At 66.3% G+C, this 16691-nt stretch carries 15 protein-coding genes; 4 read left to right on the top strand and 11 right to left on the bottom strand.

Going from position 1 to position 16691, the window contains the following annotated elements; translation table 11 throughout:
* Positions 1-249: 249 nt before the first annotated feature.
* The 4 genes from QZ670_RS17750 to QZ670_RS17735 all read right to left on the bottom strand — a co-directional run bounded on the left by QZ670_RS17750 (position 250) and on the right by QZ670_RS17735 (position 3583).
* Positions 250-1326: a S8 family serine peptidase gene (locus QZ670_RS17750; RefSeq protein WP_294257869.1), complete on the bottom strand. Its 1077-nt coding sequence runs from the start codon at positions 1324-1326 to the stop codon at positions 250-252.
* Positions 1327-1401: 75 nt separating this feature from the next.
* Complete coding sequence (locus QZ670_RS17745; RefSeq protein ID WP_294257865.1) at positions 1402-1860, bottom strand: GNAT family N-acetyltransferase; 459 nt, start codon at positions 1858-1860, stop codon at positions 1402-1404.
* Positions 1857-2975 (bottom strand): M14-type cytosolic carboxypeptidase, encoded by a 1119-nt coding sequence (locus QZ670_RS17740; protein ID WP_294257861.1) that lies wholly within the window; start codon positions 2973-2975, stop codon positions 1857-1859. Before QZ670_RS17740 ends, QZ670_RS17745 begins: the two co-directional genes overlap by 4 nt.
* The gene (locus QZ670_RS17735) at positions 2972-3583 is read right to left on the bottom strand and encodes a DUF4136 domain-containing protein (RefSeq protein WP_365894682.1); all 612 of its coding nucleotides are present in this window, start codon (positions 3581-3583) and stop codon (positions 2972-2974) included. Before QZ670_RS17735 ends, QZ670_RS17740 begins: the two co-directional genes overlap by 4 nt.
* A gap of 228 nt (positions 3584-3811) precedes the next feature.
* On the opposite strand from QZ670_RS17735, the gene ykgO reads away from it, so the two are divergent.
* Together ykgO and QZ670_RS17725 are read left to right on the top strand one after the other, a co-directional pair.
* Positions 3812-3937, top strand: a complete 126-nt coding sequence (ykgO, locus tag QZ670_RS17730; protein WP_010543750.1) for a type B 50S ribosomal protein L36 — start codon at positions 3812-3814, stop codon at positions 3935-3937.
* 8 nt (positions 3938-3945) lie between these two features.
* Positions 3946-4566 carry an HAD family phosphatase gene (locus QZ670_RS17725; protein ID WP_294257851.1) on the top strand — a complete coding sequence of 207 codons (621 nt, stop codon included), beginning with the start codon at positions 3946-3948 and terminating at the stop codon, positions 4564-4566.
* Positions 4567-4916: 350 nt separating this feature from the next.
* On the opposite strand, the gene QZ670_RS17720 is transcribed toward QZ670_RS17725, so the two are convergent.
* From QZ670_RS17720 to thrC, 3 genes are all read right to left on the bottom strand, one after another.
* Positions 4917-6266, bottom strand: a complete 1350-nt coding sequence (locus QZ670_RS17720; RefSeq protein WP_294257848.1) for a PQQ-binding-like beta-propeller repeat protein — start codon at positions 6264-6266, stop codon at positions 4917-4919.
* A gap of 218 nt (positions 6267-6484) precedes the next feature.
* On the bottom strand, positions 6485-7354 hold the full coding sequence (locus tag QZ670_RS17715) for a class I SAM-dependent methyltransferase (protein ID WP_294257845.1): 870 nt from the start codon (positions 7352-7354) through the stop codon (positions 6485-6487).
* A complete protein-coding gene (gene thrC, locus QZ670_RS17710; RefSeq protein ID WP_294257842.1) occupies positions 7351-8742 on the bottom strand; it encodes a threonine synthase in 1392 nt (463 codons plus the stop codon). The genes QZ670_RS17715 and thrC overlap by 4 nt, the downstream gene beginning before the upstream one ends.
* Before the next feature lie 148 nt (positions 8743-8890).
* Between thrC and mgrA the strand changes: the two genes are divergently transcribed.
* Both mgrA and QZ670_RS17700 read left to right on the top strand, forming a co-directional pair.
* A complete protein-coding gene (gene mgrA / locus QZ670_RS17705) occupies positions 8891-9955 on the top strand; it encodes an L-glyceraldehyde 3-phosphate reductase (protein WP_294257982.1) in 1065 nt (354 codons plus the stop codon).
* Positions 9952-10413, top strand: coding sequence for a GreA/GreB family elongation factor (locus QZ670_RS17700; RefSeq protein ID WP_294257840.1), 462 nt, complete (start codon positions 9952-9954; stop codon positions 10411-10413). Before mgrA ends, QZ670_RS17700 begins: the two co-directional genes overlap by 4 nt.
* Before the next feature lie 162 nt (positions 10414-10575).
* Here QZ670_RS17700 and QZ670_RS17695 read toward each other — a convergent pair whose 3' ends face one another.
* The 4 genes from QZ670_RS17695 to QZ670_RS17680 form a co-directional block, all read right to left on the bottom strand.
* Positions 10576-11427 carry a fumarylacetoacetate hydrolase family protein gene (locus QZ670_RS17695; RefSeq protein WP_294257838.1) on the bottom strand — a complete coding sequence of 284 codons (852 nt, stop codon included), beginning with the start codon at positions 11425-11427 and terminating at the stop codon, positions 10576-10578.
* 279 nt (positions 11428-11706) lie between these two features.
* Positions 11707-12015, bottom strand: coding sequence for a hypothetical protein (locus QZ670_RS17690; protein WP_294257835.1), 309 nt, complete (start codon positions 12013-12015; stop codon positions 11707-11709).
* Positions 12016-12076: 61 nt separating this feature from the next.
* Positions 12077-13507: an efflux transporter outer membrane subunit gene (locus QZ670_RS17685; RefSeq protein WP_294257833.1), complete on the bottom strand. Its 1431-nt coding sequence runs from the start codon at positions 13505-13507 to the stop codon at positions 12077-12079.
* Between the two features lie 5 nt (positions 13508-13512).
* Positions 13513-16686 carry an efflux RND transporter permease subunit gene (locus tag QZ670_RS17680; RefSeq protein ID WP_294257830.1) on the bottom strand — a complete coding sequence of 1058 codons (3174 nt, stop codon included), beginning with the start codon at positions 16684-16686 and terminating at the stop codon, positions 13513-13515.
* Between the last annotated feature and the right edge of the window lie 5 nt (positions 16687-16691).

Genomic DNA, 16691 nt, shown 5'->3' with positions numbered 1-16691 from the left:
GCGAGGGCGCTCTGGAACTCGACCGCTGTGAGACCAGGATCCCCTGTCCAGAACCAGCATTGGCCCTTGGAGAAGGTCACTGCGGCTCCATAACTGATTTCATGGTTCTGCAAGAATGCAGCCGGAGAGCCGCCTGGAAGCAACGCGAGGAGAGACAGTGCGAATACTAGGCCCATCGCTGGAGTTTGGACCACCTTGGCAATGTCTGCAATTGGGGCGGAAGCTGTCTTTACAGCAGAAGGCGTCGTCCTACCCCGCCGGCGGCAACGCCGAGAACGTCTTGGCGATGTTCAGTACGCCGTTGCCATACACCGGATCGCGTCCCGGCGTGCCCGCATCGGTGGCGTTGGCGAGCAGCAGCGTCACGATCTGCGCGCCGGTCAGGTTCGGCCGGGCCTGGGCGACCAGCGCAATCGCGCCGCTGATCGCCGCGGCGGCGGGGGAGGTGCCGTCATGCTGCACCAGCAGGCCGTCCGGGCCCACCATGTTCACGTCCTTGAACAGCGCGGTCAGGTACCAGGCGGCGTCGGCGCCGGTGCCGGCCTGGTTGGCGCGGTCGAAGGCGAAGGTCTCGGTCGCGTCGACGCCGCCGGCGATGATTACCCAGCCGGGCGCCGCCAGGGCGAAGGCGCGGGCCATCAGCAGCGGCTGGCGCGGGTCGCCATCGTTGTTGCCCGCGCTGATCACGGTCACGATCCCCGCGGCGGCGGCGCGGCGTATCGCCTCCACGAACACGTCATAGCTCTGGTCGATCGAGAAGGAGAGGTTGATCACCCGTACCCTGGCGGCGATCGCGGCGTCGATCCCGGCGATCAGGCCGGCGCTGAGGAAGGTGCAGTCGGTCAGCCCGGTGCAGCTGGCCGGATTGGAGAAGTTGAGCGAGACCAGGGTCGCGTCATACGCGACCCCGTGCATCCCCTGTCCGTCGCGCGCCGCCAGCGCGACCGAGGCCATCATCGTGCCGTGCCCGCTGGTATCGACCAGTCCGCGCGTGCCGGCGACATCGGCGCTGGTGGGGTCGATCCGGCCGGCGAACTCGGACACGCCCGGCGCGATGCCGGTGTCGAGGACCGCGATCTTCACTCCGCGACCGGTAAAGCCGAGCCGATAGGCTGCCTCCGCCTGGGCGAAATTGGCGGCGTTGGAGCGCTGGTCTTCCAGCTGCTCGGCGGTGGGAGAGGGCGCAGGGGTATTCGCCGTCGGGCCGCTGGGCACGACGACGACCCCCTTGCCCGAATCGCTGCCGCCGCCCCCGCCGCTGCACGCCGAAACCAGCGCCAGACAACCCAGCCCGGCACCGCGCATTGCCCAACATCGCTTGCGCATGTTCCCCTTCCCCCCAAGATGCGCGCGGAGAATGACACGCACATTATGGCGTTGGCATGAACAAATGCTGCGTTCTTACAGTAGCAGCGTGAAGAACTGGCTGTGGGGATCTTCGCTATAGCTGCCGAAAGGCGGGCAGGGGACGAATCCATAGCGGCTATACAGCCGGTGCGCCGGTTCGAACGCCGGCGCGGTACCCGTCTCCAGACTCAGCCGCGTCAGCCCGCGCGCGCGGGCGGCGGCGAGGATATGCTCCAGCACCGCCGCGCCGACGCCCTTGCCGAGATGGGCCGGCACGGTGCGCATCGACTTCACTTCGCCGTGCGTCGCGTCGAGCTGCTTGAGCGCGCCCATGCCGAGCAGGTCCTCGCCCGCCCAGGCGCTCCAGAAGGTGACGTCCGCCGCCTGGAGGCCCGACAAGTCGAGAAAGTGGCAGCTCTCCGCGGGCGAGTTGGCGAGCATGCCCGAGGCGTGCAGGCGCAGGAGATCCTGCACCTGGGCATCGTCCAGCCCGCCTTCCCGGATCGTGATCACAGTTCGTCGATCATCCCGGCCAGCGTTTCCAGGCAGGCATGGGCGAGCAGCTTGCTGCGGATCGGCGACCAGCCGAATTCGGGATCGGCGTTCGCGTCATGGTCCTTGAACGGCATTTCCAGCGTCATCGACACCGCGCCGAAGCGCTCGGCGAGCTGGTTGGTCGACATGGCGAGGTTGGCCTTGCCCGGGGGCGACTTGTCATAGCCCAGCTCGGTCTGGAAATCGGGGGTGTGCGCCGCGAGGCGACGGCCGAACTCGTAGAATTTCTCGCCCAGTTCGTCGGTCCAGCTGGGGATGCCCTCGAAGCCGGCGAGGAAGTTGGCCGGGATCGCCTCGTCGCCGTGCACGTCCATCGCGAAATGCACACCGGTTTCGTCCATCGCATTGCGCACCGCGAGCACTTCCGGGCTGCGCTCGGGCGTCGGCGTGTGCCATTCGCGGTTGAGGTTCACCCCCGCCGCATTGGTGCGCAGATGGCCGCGGCGCGAGCCGTCCGGATTCATGTTGGGCACGCAGTGGAAGGTGGCCTTGCTGCGGAGCGCCTGCGCGACGGCATTGTCCGCGTCGGTTAGGAACTCCAGCGCGCCTTCCATCCACCATTCGGCCATGCTCTCGCCCGGATGCTGGCGGGCATAGAGCCAGACCTGCTTCGGGCCTTCGCCCATCGACAGACAGTCGATCGGCTGGCCGTCCAGCGTCGTGCCCAGCTGGCGGTGGGTCACGCCGTCCTGCAGCGCGATGCGGCTGACCAGATCATGGTGCCGCTCCATCGAATAGGGCGCGAAATAGGCGAACCAGGTGAGGTCGGTCTGGAAGTGATGGGTGAAGCTGAGGATGCCGCCGGCATACTCCGTCTCCGCCATTCGCCACGATTCGCGGTCGGCCGACCAGCGCGCCTTGTAGCCCGGCCAGCCGAACGGATAGGCCGAGCTGCCCGCATTGAGGATGCGGAAGGTCAGCGTCCGGCCCTTGGCGCCGGCGACGCGGAAGTGGAACCACTGGAAGAAGTCCGACTGGTGATCGAGGACGATCTCGCAGTCGACCCGGTCGCCTTCGATGGCGACCACGCGGATGTTGCCGCTGTCGAACGCGGCGCTGATCTGGATGCTCATTTGACCGTCGTAGTGATCCCGGAGTCGCCGGGGAAGTCCTTGAACAGCGCAGCGGCGAGTCGCTGGGCGGTGGCGGCGGGCTGGTTGTCCTTGATGCCGACGCCCGTGGTCTCGGCGCGGCCCTCCCAGATCACGTTCTCGCCGGCGCGGCGGCGCAGCTGCACCCAGAGCTGCGAGACGAGGATCTCGTTCTGCTTGCGCTTGCCGAGGCCGAAGGAAATACCGCCGCCCAGCCCGACGCCGCCGCCGCGGTTGCCGCCGAAGCTGCCGCCGCCCAGCCCGATCGAAACCGGCGACGGTTCGCGCACCACGCCGCGCGAGGCGCGGGTGAACGATACCGAGGCGATATAGCCTGCCGGGCGGTCACTGGTGGCGGGGACATAGCCGAGCTTGTTCAGCTCCGCCTGTACCGCATCGGCATAGGCGCGGAATTCCGGCGTCACGTCCATCGCGCCCGACATCGGCATGACGGAAACGGTGGTGCGCTCGAACGGCTCGCTCAAATGATAGCGGGTGACGTCGATCGGTGGGCGGGCGCCGGTGGTGGTGCAGCCGGCGGCGAGCGCGGGCAGGGTAGCGAGCAGGGCAAGACGCAGATACGGATTCACGAACACGCACTCCTGTTTCGTGGGCGCAACGGGTGTATCCTGCCGGCGCCGGCCGGGCGAGCGGATTTGCGTTGCCCATCGGCGGTGGAACGTTCGAGCGCGGCGTTCGGCTGCATATCGGCGGCGTATCGGCAGCATGGGCCACGCGCGGCCTTGACTTCCCGTCCCCGCGCTTATAGGCGAGCCGCTCTTTCCGGCATTCCAGATAATTTGAGAAGCGAATCGGTCATGAAGATCGTCAATTCATTGAAGTCGCTCAAGGGGCGGCACCGCGACAACCGCGTGATCCGCCGCCGTGGCCGGATCTACGTGATCAACAAGACGCAGAAGCGTTTCAAGGCACGTCAGGGCTGAGCCCACACGTGGGGACTGCGCCGCACGCCGTCATCTTCGACGTCGGCAACGTTCTTTTCCCTTGGGAACCGCGGCGTTTGTACGAGCGCCTGTTCGACAACGAGCAGGCGCTCGACGCGTTTCTGTCGCAGGTCGTCACCAAGGAATGGCATTTCCAGCATGACGCTGGCCGCCCCTTCGCCGAGACCTCGGCGGAGCTGAGCGCGCTGTACCCCGAGCATGCCGACAAGATCGCGCTCTGGGGGCCGCAGTTCGGCGACCAATTGGGTCCGCCGATCCCCGGCATGGCCGAGCTGGTCGAGGAACTCGATTCGGCGGGCGTGCCCCTGTACGGCATCACCAACTTCTCCGGCGAGTTCTGGCGGGCCTGGATGCCGCAGGTCGACTGGCTGTTCGGCCGCTTCCAGGACATCGTCGTCTCGGGCGACGAGAAGCTGGTGAAGCCCGATCCCGCCATCTACGCGCTGGCGCTGGCGCGATTCGGGCTGGCTGGCCCGGACGCGGTGTTCGTCGACGATCTGCCGGTGAATGTCGAAGCGGCGCGGGCCCAGGGCATCCACGGCGTGGTGTTCACCGGCGCCGAGGCGTTCCGCGCCGAGCTGGTTCGGCTGGGCGTGCTCGCCGGCTGAGGGCCGGCGGCTTCTTTTTTTCCATCACTGCGGCTGCCACCTCGACGAAGGTCGGGATCCGTTATGGAGATGTACCAAATAGCTACCATGCCGCCGTGTCCTACGGTTCTCGGCTTGTCGCTAGATGCGTGTGTGCGGGTACGAAGGCGACTGGCCGCGCTTTTTGGAGAGGGCGGTCAATCAGTTCTGCACCCTCATGTACCTTTCCCCCAAAGCGCCTGATGGGCCTGCAAACTCAAGGTTTGGAATCACTTTGCGGGCGCAGAGGGGGGGGGCGGGCGGATGCACGATCGGGCAGTGGAATTCGCTTCCGCGCGCAGGCTTGGACCTCCCCCCCCCCCCCCGCGTGATTATTGCAGCTTCACCGCATGGATTGCGGTTGCGGTGGATATGATAAGGTAGTTGTCAGGCGTTACGGCAAGTACGCCGCCGAAGGGTGTGCTCCACACTACTGGGAAGCCGTTCTTGGTCAAATCTATGGAGAAAGTGGTGGTGGCGCTTGCGACGAACAAGTGGCTGTCAGAAACAACCACGTTGCTCGTAAGATTGTCGCTGCCGCCAACATTGATGGATCCAGCTAAAAGACCCGTGGATGTGTCGATTACATCAACAATCCTGCTCGACGATCGAATGGCGTAAAGTCGATCATTGCGAACTGCCGGCTGACCCGTGTAGCTGTAGCCGGATCGCCACAACGGCTTTTCATTGAAAATGGAGAAGGCCGCGATGGGGAGTGCGTCACCAGTCGCATAGTTGTCAGTAAAAACAAATATGTGGCCATTCTTGTCGAGAATGGGTGCGCTGGCATACTCACCGGAATAGCTTAATCCGGTTTTGGTAAAAAATGGATTTTGAATGAATTTCGCAAGAGCACCATTTCTCCACAGGACCATGATGGATCCCGCTTGAAAAAAGTAGACATATTGTTGGTCAACGGCGACACTCTCGCCTTCCATGACATAGCCGCCATATTGGCTCGTGATTGTCACCGACCAATTTGCACCGCCGGTAAGTGCATAAGCACTGTATACGGCATTGCCATAATAGCCTGATGCCAAAAGAATTTCGTCGCCAACCAGTGTCGGGACGCTCCCGTTGCTGCCCTGAGAATAGTAGCTTGCCGTGCTGACATAGGCACCGGTGCTCGCGTTGATGACCTGCAAGGGGGCAGCGGTCGAAGTCGAGTTTGGCGGTGCTGATGCCACTCGTCCATTGGCGTAGGCTGGCCCATAGGGGCGCATACCGGAACGGAAGATGCCTGCCCCCAGATCGTACGCCCACAACGAAGCGCCGTTGGAGGTCGATATGGCATGCGTGTACATTCGACCGTCCGCATGGAAAACGTTGTAGAATACAGCTCCAGAGCGCGCTGCGACGTTGCTGGGCATGTTGGGCGTGGTGATCGTCCACGCATCGGCAAAGCTTGCGGTCGAGAAACTGGCAGGGACATAGCCGGTGTGGCCGGGATCTCGCTGTAAGGTGGACCAGTTCGGGTCGGCGGCAAGCGGCGTCGGCGTCGCCAGTGGTGTGGGCGTTGGTGTAGGCGTCGGTGTGGGGGTGGGCGTAGGAGTTGGTGTAGGGGTTGGCGTGGGCGTCGGCGTTGGTGTGACGACCACGCTTCCTGCGCCACCAGAGCCGCCGCCGCTGCAGGCGCTTGCCAACAGCAATAAGGGCAATACGGTCAGCGACGATTGTTTCATTTTCCCCCCGGTGCAATCAAATGTGATGTTGCATCGGCGTGGTAGTGCCAGTTTGCGTCGATCTGCAAGTGCTTCCACATAAGCTTTTCGGCACATGCACTTGATTTGTCGTGGTCACTTCGTCTTGCGTGCGGGGATGGTTAAGCTGGGAATGGCAGGAATGAGCTATTGCTGCCCCATAGTGGCAGTTAGCGCAAACAGGCAGCGCTCTGCGGTCCCTACCTACTCCACCGCGCAAAGATCGCCGTCGGCAGCTCCAGCCCGCGCGCTTCCTCGCGCACCGTCAACTCGCCCGCCTCGACCACACCCCCCTTGTCCGCCATCGCCTGGCGGACCAGTTCGCCGATCGCCAGCGCCGACATCCGCACCGCGTAGACCGTCAGGAACAGGAAGCGCGAATTTGCATCCAGCAGCTTTGCGACGTCGTCGATCAGCGACGGCAGCCCTTCCTCCAGCTTCCACACTTCGCCGTTCGGCCCGCGGCCCCATTTCGGCGGATCGAGGATGATGCCGTCATAGCGCCGCCCCCGCCGCACTTCGCGCGCGGTGAACTTCATCGCATCGTCGATCATCCAGCGGATCGGCTTGTCGGCCATGCCCGAGAGCTGCGCGTTGGCCTTGCCCTCCATCACCGATTTCTTGGAGGCATCGACATGCGTCACCTTGGCGCCCGCCGCGGCCAGCGCCAGCGACCCGACCCCGGTGTAGCCGAACAGGTTCATGCACTCAGGGCTGTCCATCCCCTCGATGCGGCCGCGCATCCAGTCCCACACCGGCGCCATGTCCGGGAAGAAGCCGAGATGGCGGAAGGGCGTGGTCTGGGCGGTGAAGCGCACCTCGCGCCACGCCAGCGGCCAGCCCTCGCGCGGGGTCGGCTTCAGATACTCCCAGCGGCCGCCGCCATCCTCGTCGGAGCCGGGGACGAACTCGGCATGCGCGTCCCACTCGGCCGAGGCCGGGGCCCACATCGCCTGGGGCTCGGGGCGGATGAAGCGATAGGCGCCGTAGCGCTCGAGCTTGCGCCCATGGCCCGAATCGATCAGCCCATAGTCGGCCCAAGGCTCGCCGGTGAGGGTGACGAGCTTCATGGGCGGGCGTGGGCCCGCTCGGCGATATAGCCGGTGATCGCATCGAAGCTGGCGGGGAGGGTGTCGTAGCGCTCCTGGCGATCGAACAGGTCGCCGATGCGGTTCGGCACGTGCGGGCGGACGCCGGTGGCGCGTTCCACGGCGTCGCGGAACTTGGCCGGGTGCGCGGTGGCGAGGGTGACCACGGGTACGTCCTGCGCCAGCCCGGCGCGCTGCGCGGCGGCAAGGCCGATCGCGGTGTGCGGGTCGATCACCTGGCCCGCCTCGGCGCAGGCCCAGCGCATCGCCTCGTTCATGCCGTCGGCGTCGATCGCGTCGCTGGTGAACAGCTTGGACGCACCCTCGCGCTGGGCGTTGGTGAGCTGCATCGCGCGGCTGCTCTCGAAGCCGCGCATCTGCTCCGCGATCGGCGCTCCGGCAAGATCGGCGAGCAGCCGCTCGAAGTTCGAGCTGACCTGGATGTCCATCGAGGGCGCGGCGGTGGGGGTGACGGTGCCCGCCGAATAGTCGCCGGCCGACAGCGCACGGTGGAGAATGTCGTTGACGTTGGTCGCCACCACCAGCTTGGCCATCGGCAGCCCCATGCGCGCCGCGACATAGCCGGCGAAGACGTCGCCAAAATTGCCGGTCGGCACCGAGAAGGCAATCGCGCGCTCGGGTGCGCCGAGGCGGACGGCGGCGTAGAAATAATAGACCACCTGCGCCATCAACCGGGCCCAGTTGATCGAGTTGACCGCGCTCAGCTGGAAGCGGCCCGAGAAGGCTGCATCGTTGAACATCGCCTTCACCAGCGCCTGGGCATCGTCGAAGCTGCCGTCGATCGCGATGTTATGGACGTTCGGCGCGAGCACCGTGGTCATCTGGCGGCGCTGAACGTCGGACACGCGGCCCTGCGGGTGCAGCATGAAGATGTCGACGCCGATGCGCCCCGCCACCGCGTCGATCGCGGCGCTGCCGGTGTCGCCCGAGGTTGCGCCGACGATGGTGAGGTGCTGGTTGGTGCCGCTCAGGAACTTCTCGAACAACAGGCCGAGCAGCTGGAGCGCCACGTCCTTGAAGGCGAGGGTGGGGCCGTGGAACAGCTCGAGCAGCCAGTGCTGCTGGTCGATCTGGACGAGCGGGGTCACCGCGGCGTGCGAGAAGCGGCCATAGGCCTGGGTGCAGAGCGTGCGCAGCTCGTCTTCGCTCAGGTCCGGCGTGACGAAGGGCAGCATGACGCGCACCGCCGTCTCGACATAGGAGAGGCCGCGCATCGCGGCGATGTCCTCGGCCGAGAAGCTCGGCCACTGGGTCGGGACGTAGAGGCCGCCGTCGCTGGCGAGGCCGGTGAGGGTGACGTCGCGAAAGCCCAGCAAGGGCGCGCCGCCGCGGGTGCTGTGATACTGCATGGCCGACCGCGTTACCGGGCGAGGGGCGGCACGACAAGATAGCTGTCCTTGGGGGCGGCTTGTCATTGTTGGCAGCCGAGGGTGTTCCGCGACGGACCCGGTCTGCGTATAGGCGCGTTCCGTACAGCCTTCCCGATGGAGAGAGATGATGGCCTATCCCCAGCCCTGGCATGCCGATGCCGACCGATATGACGGTCGCATGCCCTATCGCCGCTGCGGCGTCAGCGGGCTCGACCTGCCGGCGATAAGCCTGGGGCTCTGGCAGAATTTCGGCGGCACCAACGTGTTCGAAAATGCCCGCGCGATGCTGCGCCGGGCGTTCGATCGCGGCGTGACGCACTTCGATCTCGCGAACAATTACGGCCCGCCCTATGGCTCGGCCGAAGAGAATTTCGGCCGCGTGCTGGCGACCGACTTCGCGACGCACCGCGACGAGCTGATCATCTCGACCAAGGCGGGCTGGGACATGTGGCCCGGGCCCTATGGTGACGTCGGCGGCAGCAAGAAATATCTGATCGCCTCGTGCGACCAGAGCCTCAAGCGGATGGGGCTCGACTATGTCGACATCTTCTACTCGCACCGTGTCGACCCCAAGACGCCGCTGGAAGAGACGATGGGCGCGCTCGCCCAGATCCACCGCCAGGGCAAGGCGCTGTACGTGGGCATCTCCAGCTATTCGCCCGAGCTGACCCGCAAGGCCGCGGCGATCCTGGCGGACTACAAGGTGCCGCTGCTGATCCACCAGCCGAGCTATTCGATGCTCAACCGCTGGATCGAGGAGAGCCTGCTCGACACGCTGGAGGATCTCGGCACCGGCTGCATCGCCTTCTCGCCGCTGGCGCAGGGGATGCTGACGCGGAAGTACCTCAACGGCGTGCCCGAGGATGCGCGCGCGGCGAAGGGCGGCACCTCGCTCGACACGCGGCTGCTCTCCGACGAGAACATCGCCCGCATCCGTGCACTCAACGCCATCGCCGAGAAGCGCGGGCAGACGCTGGCGCAGATGGCGATCGCTTGGGTGCTGCGCGATCCCCGCGTCACCTCGGCGCTGGTCGGCGCGCGGACGGTGCAGCAGCTCGACGATTCGCTCGATGCGGTGAAGAATCTCGATTTCACCGCCGAGGAGCTGGCCGAGATCGACACCCATGCAACCGAAGGCGCGATCGATCTTTGGAAGGTATCGTCCACGCTTGAGGATCTGCCGCAACGATGAGTGTCGCGTTTCGCCGCGAGAGCGACGAGGAACACAAGGAACCGAAGTTCGAGCTGCCGCTGCCGGCCGGGCCCAACCTGGTCACGGCGGCGGGGCCGGCGCTGATCGCGAGCAAGGTCGCGGCGCTAGCGGCGGCGATCGAGGCCGAGGGCGATGCGGAGGCGAAGGAATTGCTGAAGCGCGAGCTCCGCTACTGGAACACCCGCGCCGCCACCGCCCAGATCGCGCCGCCCATCGAGGACGGCGTGGCGGGGATCGGCGCGCGGGTACGGATCCGGCTCAATGGCCGCGAGCGGGTGATCGAGATCGTCGGCCATGACGAGGCCGATCCCGCCGCCGACCGGCTGGCCTTCCAGGCACCGCTGGCGCACGCGCTGCTCGGCGCGGAGGAAGGCGAGCGGGTCGATTTCGGGGGGAAGCGAGAGGCGATCGAAGTGCTGGCGGTGGAGGCGATCTAACTCCCCTCCCGCTTGCGGGAGGGTGAGGGCGGAAGGCAAGGGCGGACATCGAAGATGTGCTGCTTTGCCCGTTCCCCCAGCGTCTCGCCTGCCACCCTCACACCCCCTCCCCTAACCCCTCCCGCAGGCGGGAGGGGGATTTAGAAGAAGAAGAGTCGGGGCTCAGTCGTTGAACGCCCCGAGATCGAACGCGATCACCTCCTGGCGCTGGGTGCCGAGGCCGGTGATCCCCAGCTCCATCACGTCGCCGGGCTTGAGGAAGATCTTCTCCGGCTTCTGCCCCTCGCCGACGCCCGGGGGCGTGCCGGTGATCAGCAGGTCGCCGGGGTGCAGCGTGATGAAGCGGCTCATATAGGCGATGCATTCCGCCACCGGGAAGATCATCGTCGCGGTGTTGCCGGTCTGCATGCGCTTGCCGTTGAGGTCGAGATACATGTCGAGCGCCTGGCAATCGGCAACCTCGTCCGGGGTGACCAGCCACGGGCCGACGGGTCCGAAGGTGTCGCAGCCCTTGCCCTTGTCCCACTGGCTGCCGAGCTCCTTCTGGAAGGCGCGCTCGGACACGTCGTTGGCGAGGACGAAGCCCGCGACATGGTCCAGCGCATCGGCTTGGTCGACATAACGGCAGGTCTTGCCGATGATCACGCCCAGCTCGACTTCCCAGTCGCTCTTCTGCGAGCCCTTGGGGATCATCACCGGGTCGTTGGGGCCGGTGAGGCACGAGATCGCCTTGGTGAAGAAGATCGGCTCGGGCGGCGGCTCGAGGCCGGCTTCGCGGGCGTGATCGGCATAGTTGAGGCCGATCGCGAGGAACTTGCCGATGTTCGCGACCGGCACGCCGAGGCGGACATCGCCCTCGACCAGCGGCAGCGTGGTGGGATCGACCGCGCGGATCCGCTCGATCACGTCGACGGTCAGGTCGGGTACCAGGCCGGTCAGGTCGCGGATGCGGCCTTCGGCGTCCAGGATACCGGGCTTTTCGCCCCCGCGCGGGCCGTAGCGAAGCAACTTCATGCAAGCGTCCTCATTCAGGAAAGACAGACGATTGCGCCCTAGCGCGGGCAACCGCCTCGCCAAAGCGGGATTTGCGGATTTGTCGGATTATTGGAGGCGGGGGCGGGGCGAGCGGAAATCGCCGGTGGGGTCGCATCACGCAGCATCAACACCCGTCATCCCGGCGGAAGCCGGGATCCAGATGCCACTCGGCTGCGGCAAGAGCCGCAACGGAGACCCCAATGGATCCCGGCTTTCGCCGGGATGACGGCTGGGGATGGGGCGGGTGCCCCTAGGCCCTCAGCTCACCCGGCGGAGGTGCTTGCCGCCATAGCGGTGGCCCAGATAGTCGGCGAGGCGCTGGATATAGTTGCGCGCGTTCGCCGCCTTGTCCGGGCAGCAGGGCAGGGGGTTCTTGCTCACGCCCGCGGCGCGGCGCTCGACCTTCTGGCAGAGCAGCTCGAGGTCCTGGCGCGAGAGCAGGTTCTTCTCCCGCATCACGCACAACAGGGCCTCAAGGATGATCATGCTCTCGTCGGCGGCCTGCACCGGCAGCTGTGGCAGCGGCAGTTCCTGCGCCTGTTCGGGGTGCACTTCGTTCAGCGACACGACACCTCTCCTTCTCCTATTGGATCCAGAGACTATGCCGATTTTCGCAACTGGCAAGCGTCTAGTCGAGCCCGCCGCCTAAGGTTCTATACAGGGTAACCAGATTGCTCGCGCGGGTGAGCCGGGTGGTGACCAGGCTCTGCTCCGCGGCATAGGCGCTGCGCTGCGAATCGAGCACGGTGAGGAACGAATCGACCCCCGCCCGGTAGCGCGCGTCGGACAGCCGCGCCGCGACCTCCGCGGCATTGGCCCGCGCGCTCTGTGCCCGCAACTGCTCGTCGATCGTGCCGCGCTGGGCGAGCGCATCGGCGACTTCGCGGAAGGCGGTCTGGATTGTCTTCTGATAGGTCGCCACCGCCGCGTCGCGCGAGGCCTTCGAATAGTCGAGGTTCGCCTGGTTCTTGCCGAAGTTGAAGATGTTGAGCGAGGCGGAGGGCGAGACCGTATAGGTGTCGGTGTTCGACCCGAACAGCTTGCCGATCGTCGAGGCGATCGTGCCGACCGTCGCGGTGAGCGAGATGCTCGGGAAGAAGGCCGCGCGCGCCGCGCCGATATTGGCGTTCTGCGCGATCAGCTGGTGCTCGGCCTGGAGCACGTCCGGGCGGCGCAGCAGCACGTCCGACGGCACGTTGCCGGGCAGCGCGTCGATCGTCGCCTTGGCGTCGCCCAGCGTCTCGGGCAGCAGCTCGGCCGGCACGGTGGCGCCGGTGAGCAGCTGGAGCGCGTTGATGTCCTGCGCGATCCGGGTCTGTGCCGTCGCCACGTCGTTGCGCGCGGATTCGTAGCTGGTCTCGGCCTGGCGCGACTCGAGTTCGGAGGCCGTGCCGATGCGGAACTGCGCGCGGGTCAGCTCCAGCGACTGCTGGAACGCCTTGAGCGTGTTCTGCGCGATGGCGAGCTGCTCGCGGTCCGAGGCGAGGGTGAGCCAGGCGCTGGCGATCTCGCCGATCAGCGAGACGCGGGTGGCGCGCTGCGCCTCGCTGCTCGCGAAATACTGCTCCTGCGCCGCGCGGCTGAGGTTCCGGACGCGACCGAACAGGTCGATCTCATAGGAGGTGATGCCGCCGGAGACGCTGAAGTTCTGGACGTCCTGCACGCCGCCGCCGCCCAGCGCGCCGCCGGCACTCGCCGCGAACTGCGCGGTGTTGGTATAGGTACCGGTGCCGCTCACGCCGATCGCGGGGAACAGGTCCGCCCGCTGCGCGCGGTACTGCGCCCGCGCCTGCAGCACGTTGGCGGCGGCGAGGCGCAGGTCCTGGTTGTTGTCCAGGCCCAGCTGGATCACCTTGCGCAGGCGATCGTCGGTGAAGAAGTCGCGCCAGCCGACCTTGCTGATGTCCGGCGCGTCGGTGGCCGCCGCCGGGTAGACGCCGCCCTGGGGCAGCGCCGCCGGGATCGCCGGCTCGGGACGGTTGTACTTGGGCGCCAGGTTGCAGGCCGAGAGCGCGGTGCTCGCGGCCAGCGCGAGGAACAGGGGGAAGCGGTTGGTCACGGCCGTCAGGCTCCCTGCGGCGCAGTTGCACCGCCGTCATGGTTGGTATCCGGGCCCGCGTTCCGGTTGCGGCGGCGATCGAACAGATTGCGCACCACGACGAAGAACATCGGCACGAAGAAGATCGCCAGCACCGTCGCGGAGAGCATGCCGCCCACCACCGCACGGCCGATCGCGTTCTGGCCGCCGGCGCCCGCGCCGGTGGAGATCGCCAGCGGCAGCACGCCGAAGATGAAGGCGAGGCTGGTCATCAGGATCGGGCGCAGACGCAGCTTGGCGGCTTCGATTGCGGAGTCGAAGGCGCTCATGCCCTCGCGCATCCGCTCCTCGGCGAATTCGACGATCAGGATCGCGTTCTTCGCCGACACGCCGATCGTGGTGATCAGGCCGACCTGCAGGTAGATGTCGTTGTTGAGCCCGGTGAGCCATGCCGCGAGCAGCGCGCCGAGCACGCCGAGCGGCACCACCAGGATGACCGAGATCGGCACCGACCAGCTCTCGTACAGCGCGGCGAGGCAGAGGAACACGATCAGCAGCGACAGCGCATAGAGTGCCGGCGCCTGGCCGCCCGACAGGCGTTCCTCATAGGAGAGGCCCGTCCATTCGAGCTGGGTGCCCGGCGGCAGCTTGGCATGGATCGCCTCCATCGCCGCCATCGCGTCGCCGGTCGAAGTGCCGGGGGCGGGCGAGCCGAGGATTTCCATCGAGGGCAGGCCGTTATAGCGGGTGAGCTGCACCGGCGCCTGCGCCCAGCTGAGCGTCGAGAAGGCAGTGAAGGGCGTCATCGTGCCGGTGGGACCGCGGACGAACAGGTTGGCGATGTCCTCCGGCGTCAGGCGATAGGGGGCATCGGCCTGGACATAGACGCGCTTGACGCGGCCGCGATCGATGAAGTCGTTGACGTACGATCCACCCCAGGCGGTGGCGATGGTGCTGTTGACCGAGGAGAGGTCTAGCCCGAGCGCCTTGGCCTTGTCCTGGTCGATATCGACCTTGAGCTGCGGCGCGTCGTCGAGCGCGTTGGGGCGCACGCCGACCAGGCGCTTGTCCTGCATCGCCATGCCCAGCATCATGTTGCGCGCCTGGAGCAGGCGTTCATGGCCGATGCCGCCGGTATCGACGAGCTGCAGGTCGAAGCCGGTCGCGTTGCCGAGCTCCTGCACCGCGGGCGGGGTGATCGCGAAGATCAGGCCGTCGCGATATTGCGAGAACACGCCCATCGCGCGCCCGACGATCGAGCCCGCGGCGTTCTTGCCGCCGGGGCGTTCGGACCAGTCGTTGAGCGGCATGAAGGCAAGGCCGCTGTTCTGGCCGGCACCGGCGAAGCTGAAGCCGTTGATCGTGAACACGCCCTTCACATTGCCCGCTTCCTCCTTGAGGAAGTGGTCGCGGATCAGGTCGAGCCCCTTGTCAGTACGCGCCGAGGTGGCGCCCGCCGGCCCCTGGACCAGCGCGATCACGATGCCCTGGTCTTCCTCGGGCAGGAAGCCGCCGGGCAGGCGCAGGAACAGGAAGCTCATGCCGCCGATGATCAGCAGATAGATCAGGCCCGAGCGCTTCCAGCTGCGCGCGGTGCGGCGTACGCCCTTTTCATACTTGGCCTGGCCGCGATCGAAATTGCGGTTGAACCAGCGGAAGAAGCGCGCGAGCGGGCCATGGCCCTCCGCCTTGTCCGGATTGTGCGGCTTGAGGATAGTGGCGCAGAGCGCGGGCGTGAGCACCAGCGCGATGAACACCGAGAGGACCATCGCCGAGACGATCGTGATCGAGAACTGGCGGTAGATCACGCCGGTGGAACCGCCGAAGAACGCCATCGGCAGGAACACCGCCGAGAGGACGAGCGCGATGCCGACCAGCGCGCTGGTGATTTCTTCCATCGACTTGCGCGCGGCATCGACCGGGCTGAGATGCTCGGTGGTGATCAGGCGCTCGACATTTTCGACCACGACGATCGCGTCGTCGACCAGCAGACCGATCGCCAGCACCATGCCGAACAGCGTGAGCGTGTTGATCGAATAGCCGGCGATCGCCATCACCGCGAAGGTACCGAGCAGCACCACCGGCACCGCGATCGTCGGGATCAGCGTGGCGCGGAAGTTCTGCAGGAACAGGAACATCACCAGGAAGACGAGCACCACCGCTTCGATCAGCGTGTGCACCACCTGCTCGACCGACAGGCGGACGAACGGCGTGGTGTCGTACGGGTAGATGACCTTGATGTCGGCCGGGAAGGTCTTGGCGATCTCGTTGACGCGGGCCTTGACCAGATCGACCGTCGTCAGCGCGTTGGCGCCGGGGGCGAGCTTGATGCCGATGCCGGCGCCGGGCTTGCCGTTCCACTTCGAATCGAAGCCATAGCTTTCCGCGCCGATCTCGACGCGGGCGACGTCGCCGAGGCGCACCACCGAGGCATCGGTGCCGCTCTTCAGGCGGATCTGCGCGAACTCGTCGGGCGTGGTGAGCCGCGACTGGACCGACACCGTGGCGTTGAGCATCTGCTCCTTCGGCGCGGGGCGCGCGCCCAGCTGACCTGCCGAGACCTGCGCGTTCTGCGCGCGGATCGCGGTCGTCACGTCGTCCATAGTGAGCGCATACTTGTTGAGCTTCACCGGATCGACCCAGATGCGCATCGCGTATTGCGAACCGAACACCTGGGTATCGCCGACGCCGTTCACGCGCGACAGCGGATCCTGCAGCTTGGAGACGGCATAGTCGGCGAGATCGGTGCCGCTGTGCGACCCGTTCTCCGAATAGAGGCCGATCACCACCAGGAAGTTCTGGGTGGCCTTGGCGACCTGGATGCCCTGCTGCTGCACTTCCTGCGGCAGGAGCGGGGTGGCCGCCTGCAGCTTGTTCTGCACCTGCACCTGGGCGATGTCAGGATTGGTGCCCTGCTCGAAGGTGAGGGTGATCGTAACGGTGCCCGCCGACGAGGACGAGGACGAGAAATAGCGAAGGTGATCGATGCCCTTCAGCTGCTGCTCGATGATCTGCGTCGTCGTGTTTTCCAGCGTCCGGGCATCCGCGCCCGGATAGGTCGCGGTGATCGAGACGGCGGGCGGCGCGATCGCCGGGAACTGCGCGATCGGCAGGCTGCGGATCGCGAGGATGCCCGCCAGCATGATGATGATCGCGATGACCCAGGCGAAGATGGGCCGATCGATGAAATAGCGCGACATAAGGG

This window comes from uncultured Sphingomonas sp. (assembly GCF_913774285.1).
GTDB lineage: Bacteria > Pseudomonadota > Alphaproteobacteria > Sphingomonadales > Sphingomonadaceae > Sphingomonas.
This window is presented reverse-complemented; position numbering and strand designations above follow the sequence as displayed.

Excerpts from the sequence above, each read along its gene's own strand:
- thrC (WP_294257842.1), bottom strand. The coding sequence starts at position 8,742 with ATGCAGTATCACAGCACCCGCGGCGGCGCGCCCTTGCTGGGCTTTCGC.
- QZ670_RS17680 (WP_294257830.1), bottom strand. The coding sequence starts at position 16,686 with ATGTCGCGCTATTTCATCGATCGGCCCATCTTCGCCTGGGTCATCGCG.
- mgrA (WP_294257982.1), top strand. The coding sequence starts at position 8,891 with ATGGCCTATCCCCAGCCCTGGCATGCCGATGCCGACCGATATGACGGT.
- QZ670_RS17750 (WP_294257869.1), bottom strand. The coding sequence starts at position 1,326 with ATGCGCAAGCGATGTTGGGCAATGCGCGGTGCCGGGCTGGGTTGTCTG.
- ykgO (WP_010543750.1), top strand. The coding sequence starts at position 3,812 with ATGAAGATCGTCAATTCATTGAAGTCGCTCAAGGGGCGGCACCGCGAC.
- QZ670_RS17720 (WP_294257848.1), bottom strand. The coding sequence starts at position 6,266 with ATGAAACAATCGTCGCTGACCGTATTGCCCTTATTGCTGTTGGCAAGC.
- QZ670_RS17715 (WP_294257845.1), bottom strand. The coding sequence starts at position 7,354 with ATGAAGCTCGTCACCCTCACCGGCGAGCCTTGGGCCGACTATGGGCTG.
- QZ670_RS17695 (WP_294257838.1), bottom strand. The coding sequence starts at position 11,427 with ATGAAGTTGCTTCGCTACGGCCCGCGCGGGGGCGAAAAGCCCGGTATC.
- QZ670_RS17700 (WP_294257840.1), top strand. The coding sequence starts at position 9,952 with ATGAGTGTCGCGTTTCGCCGCGAGAGCGACGAGGAACACAAGGAACCG.
- QZ670_RS17740 (WP_294257861.1), bottom strand. The coding sequence starts at position 2,975 with ATGAGCATCCAGATCAGCGCCGCGTTCGACAGCGGCAACATCCGCGTG.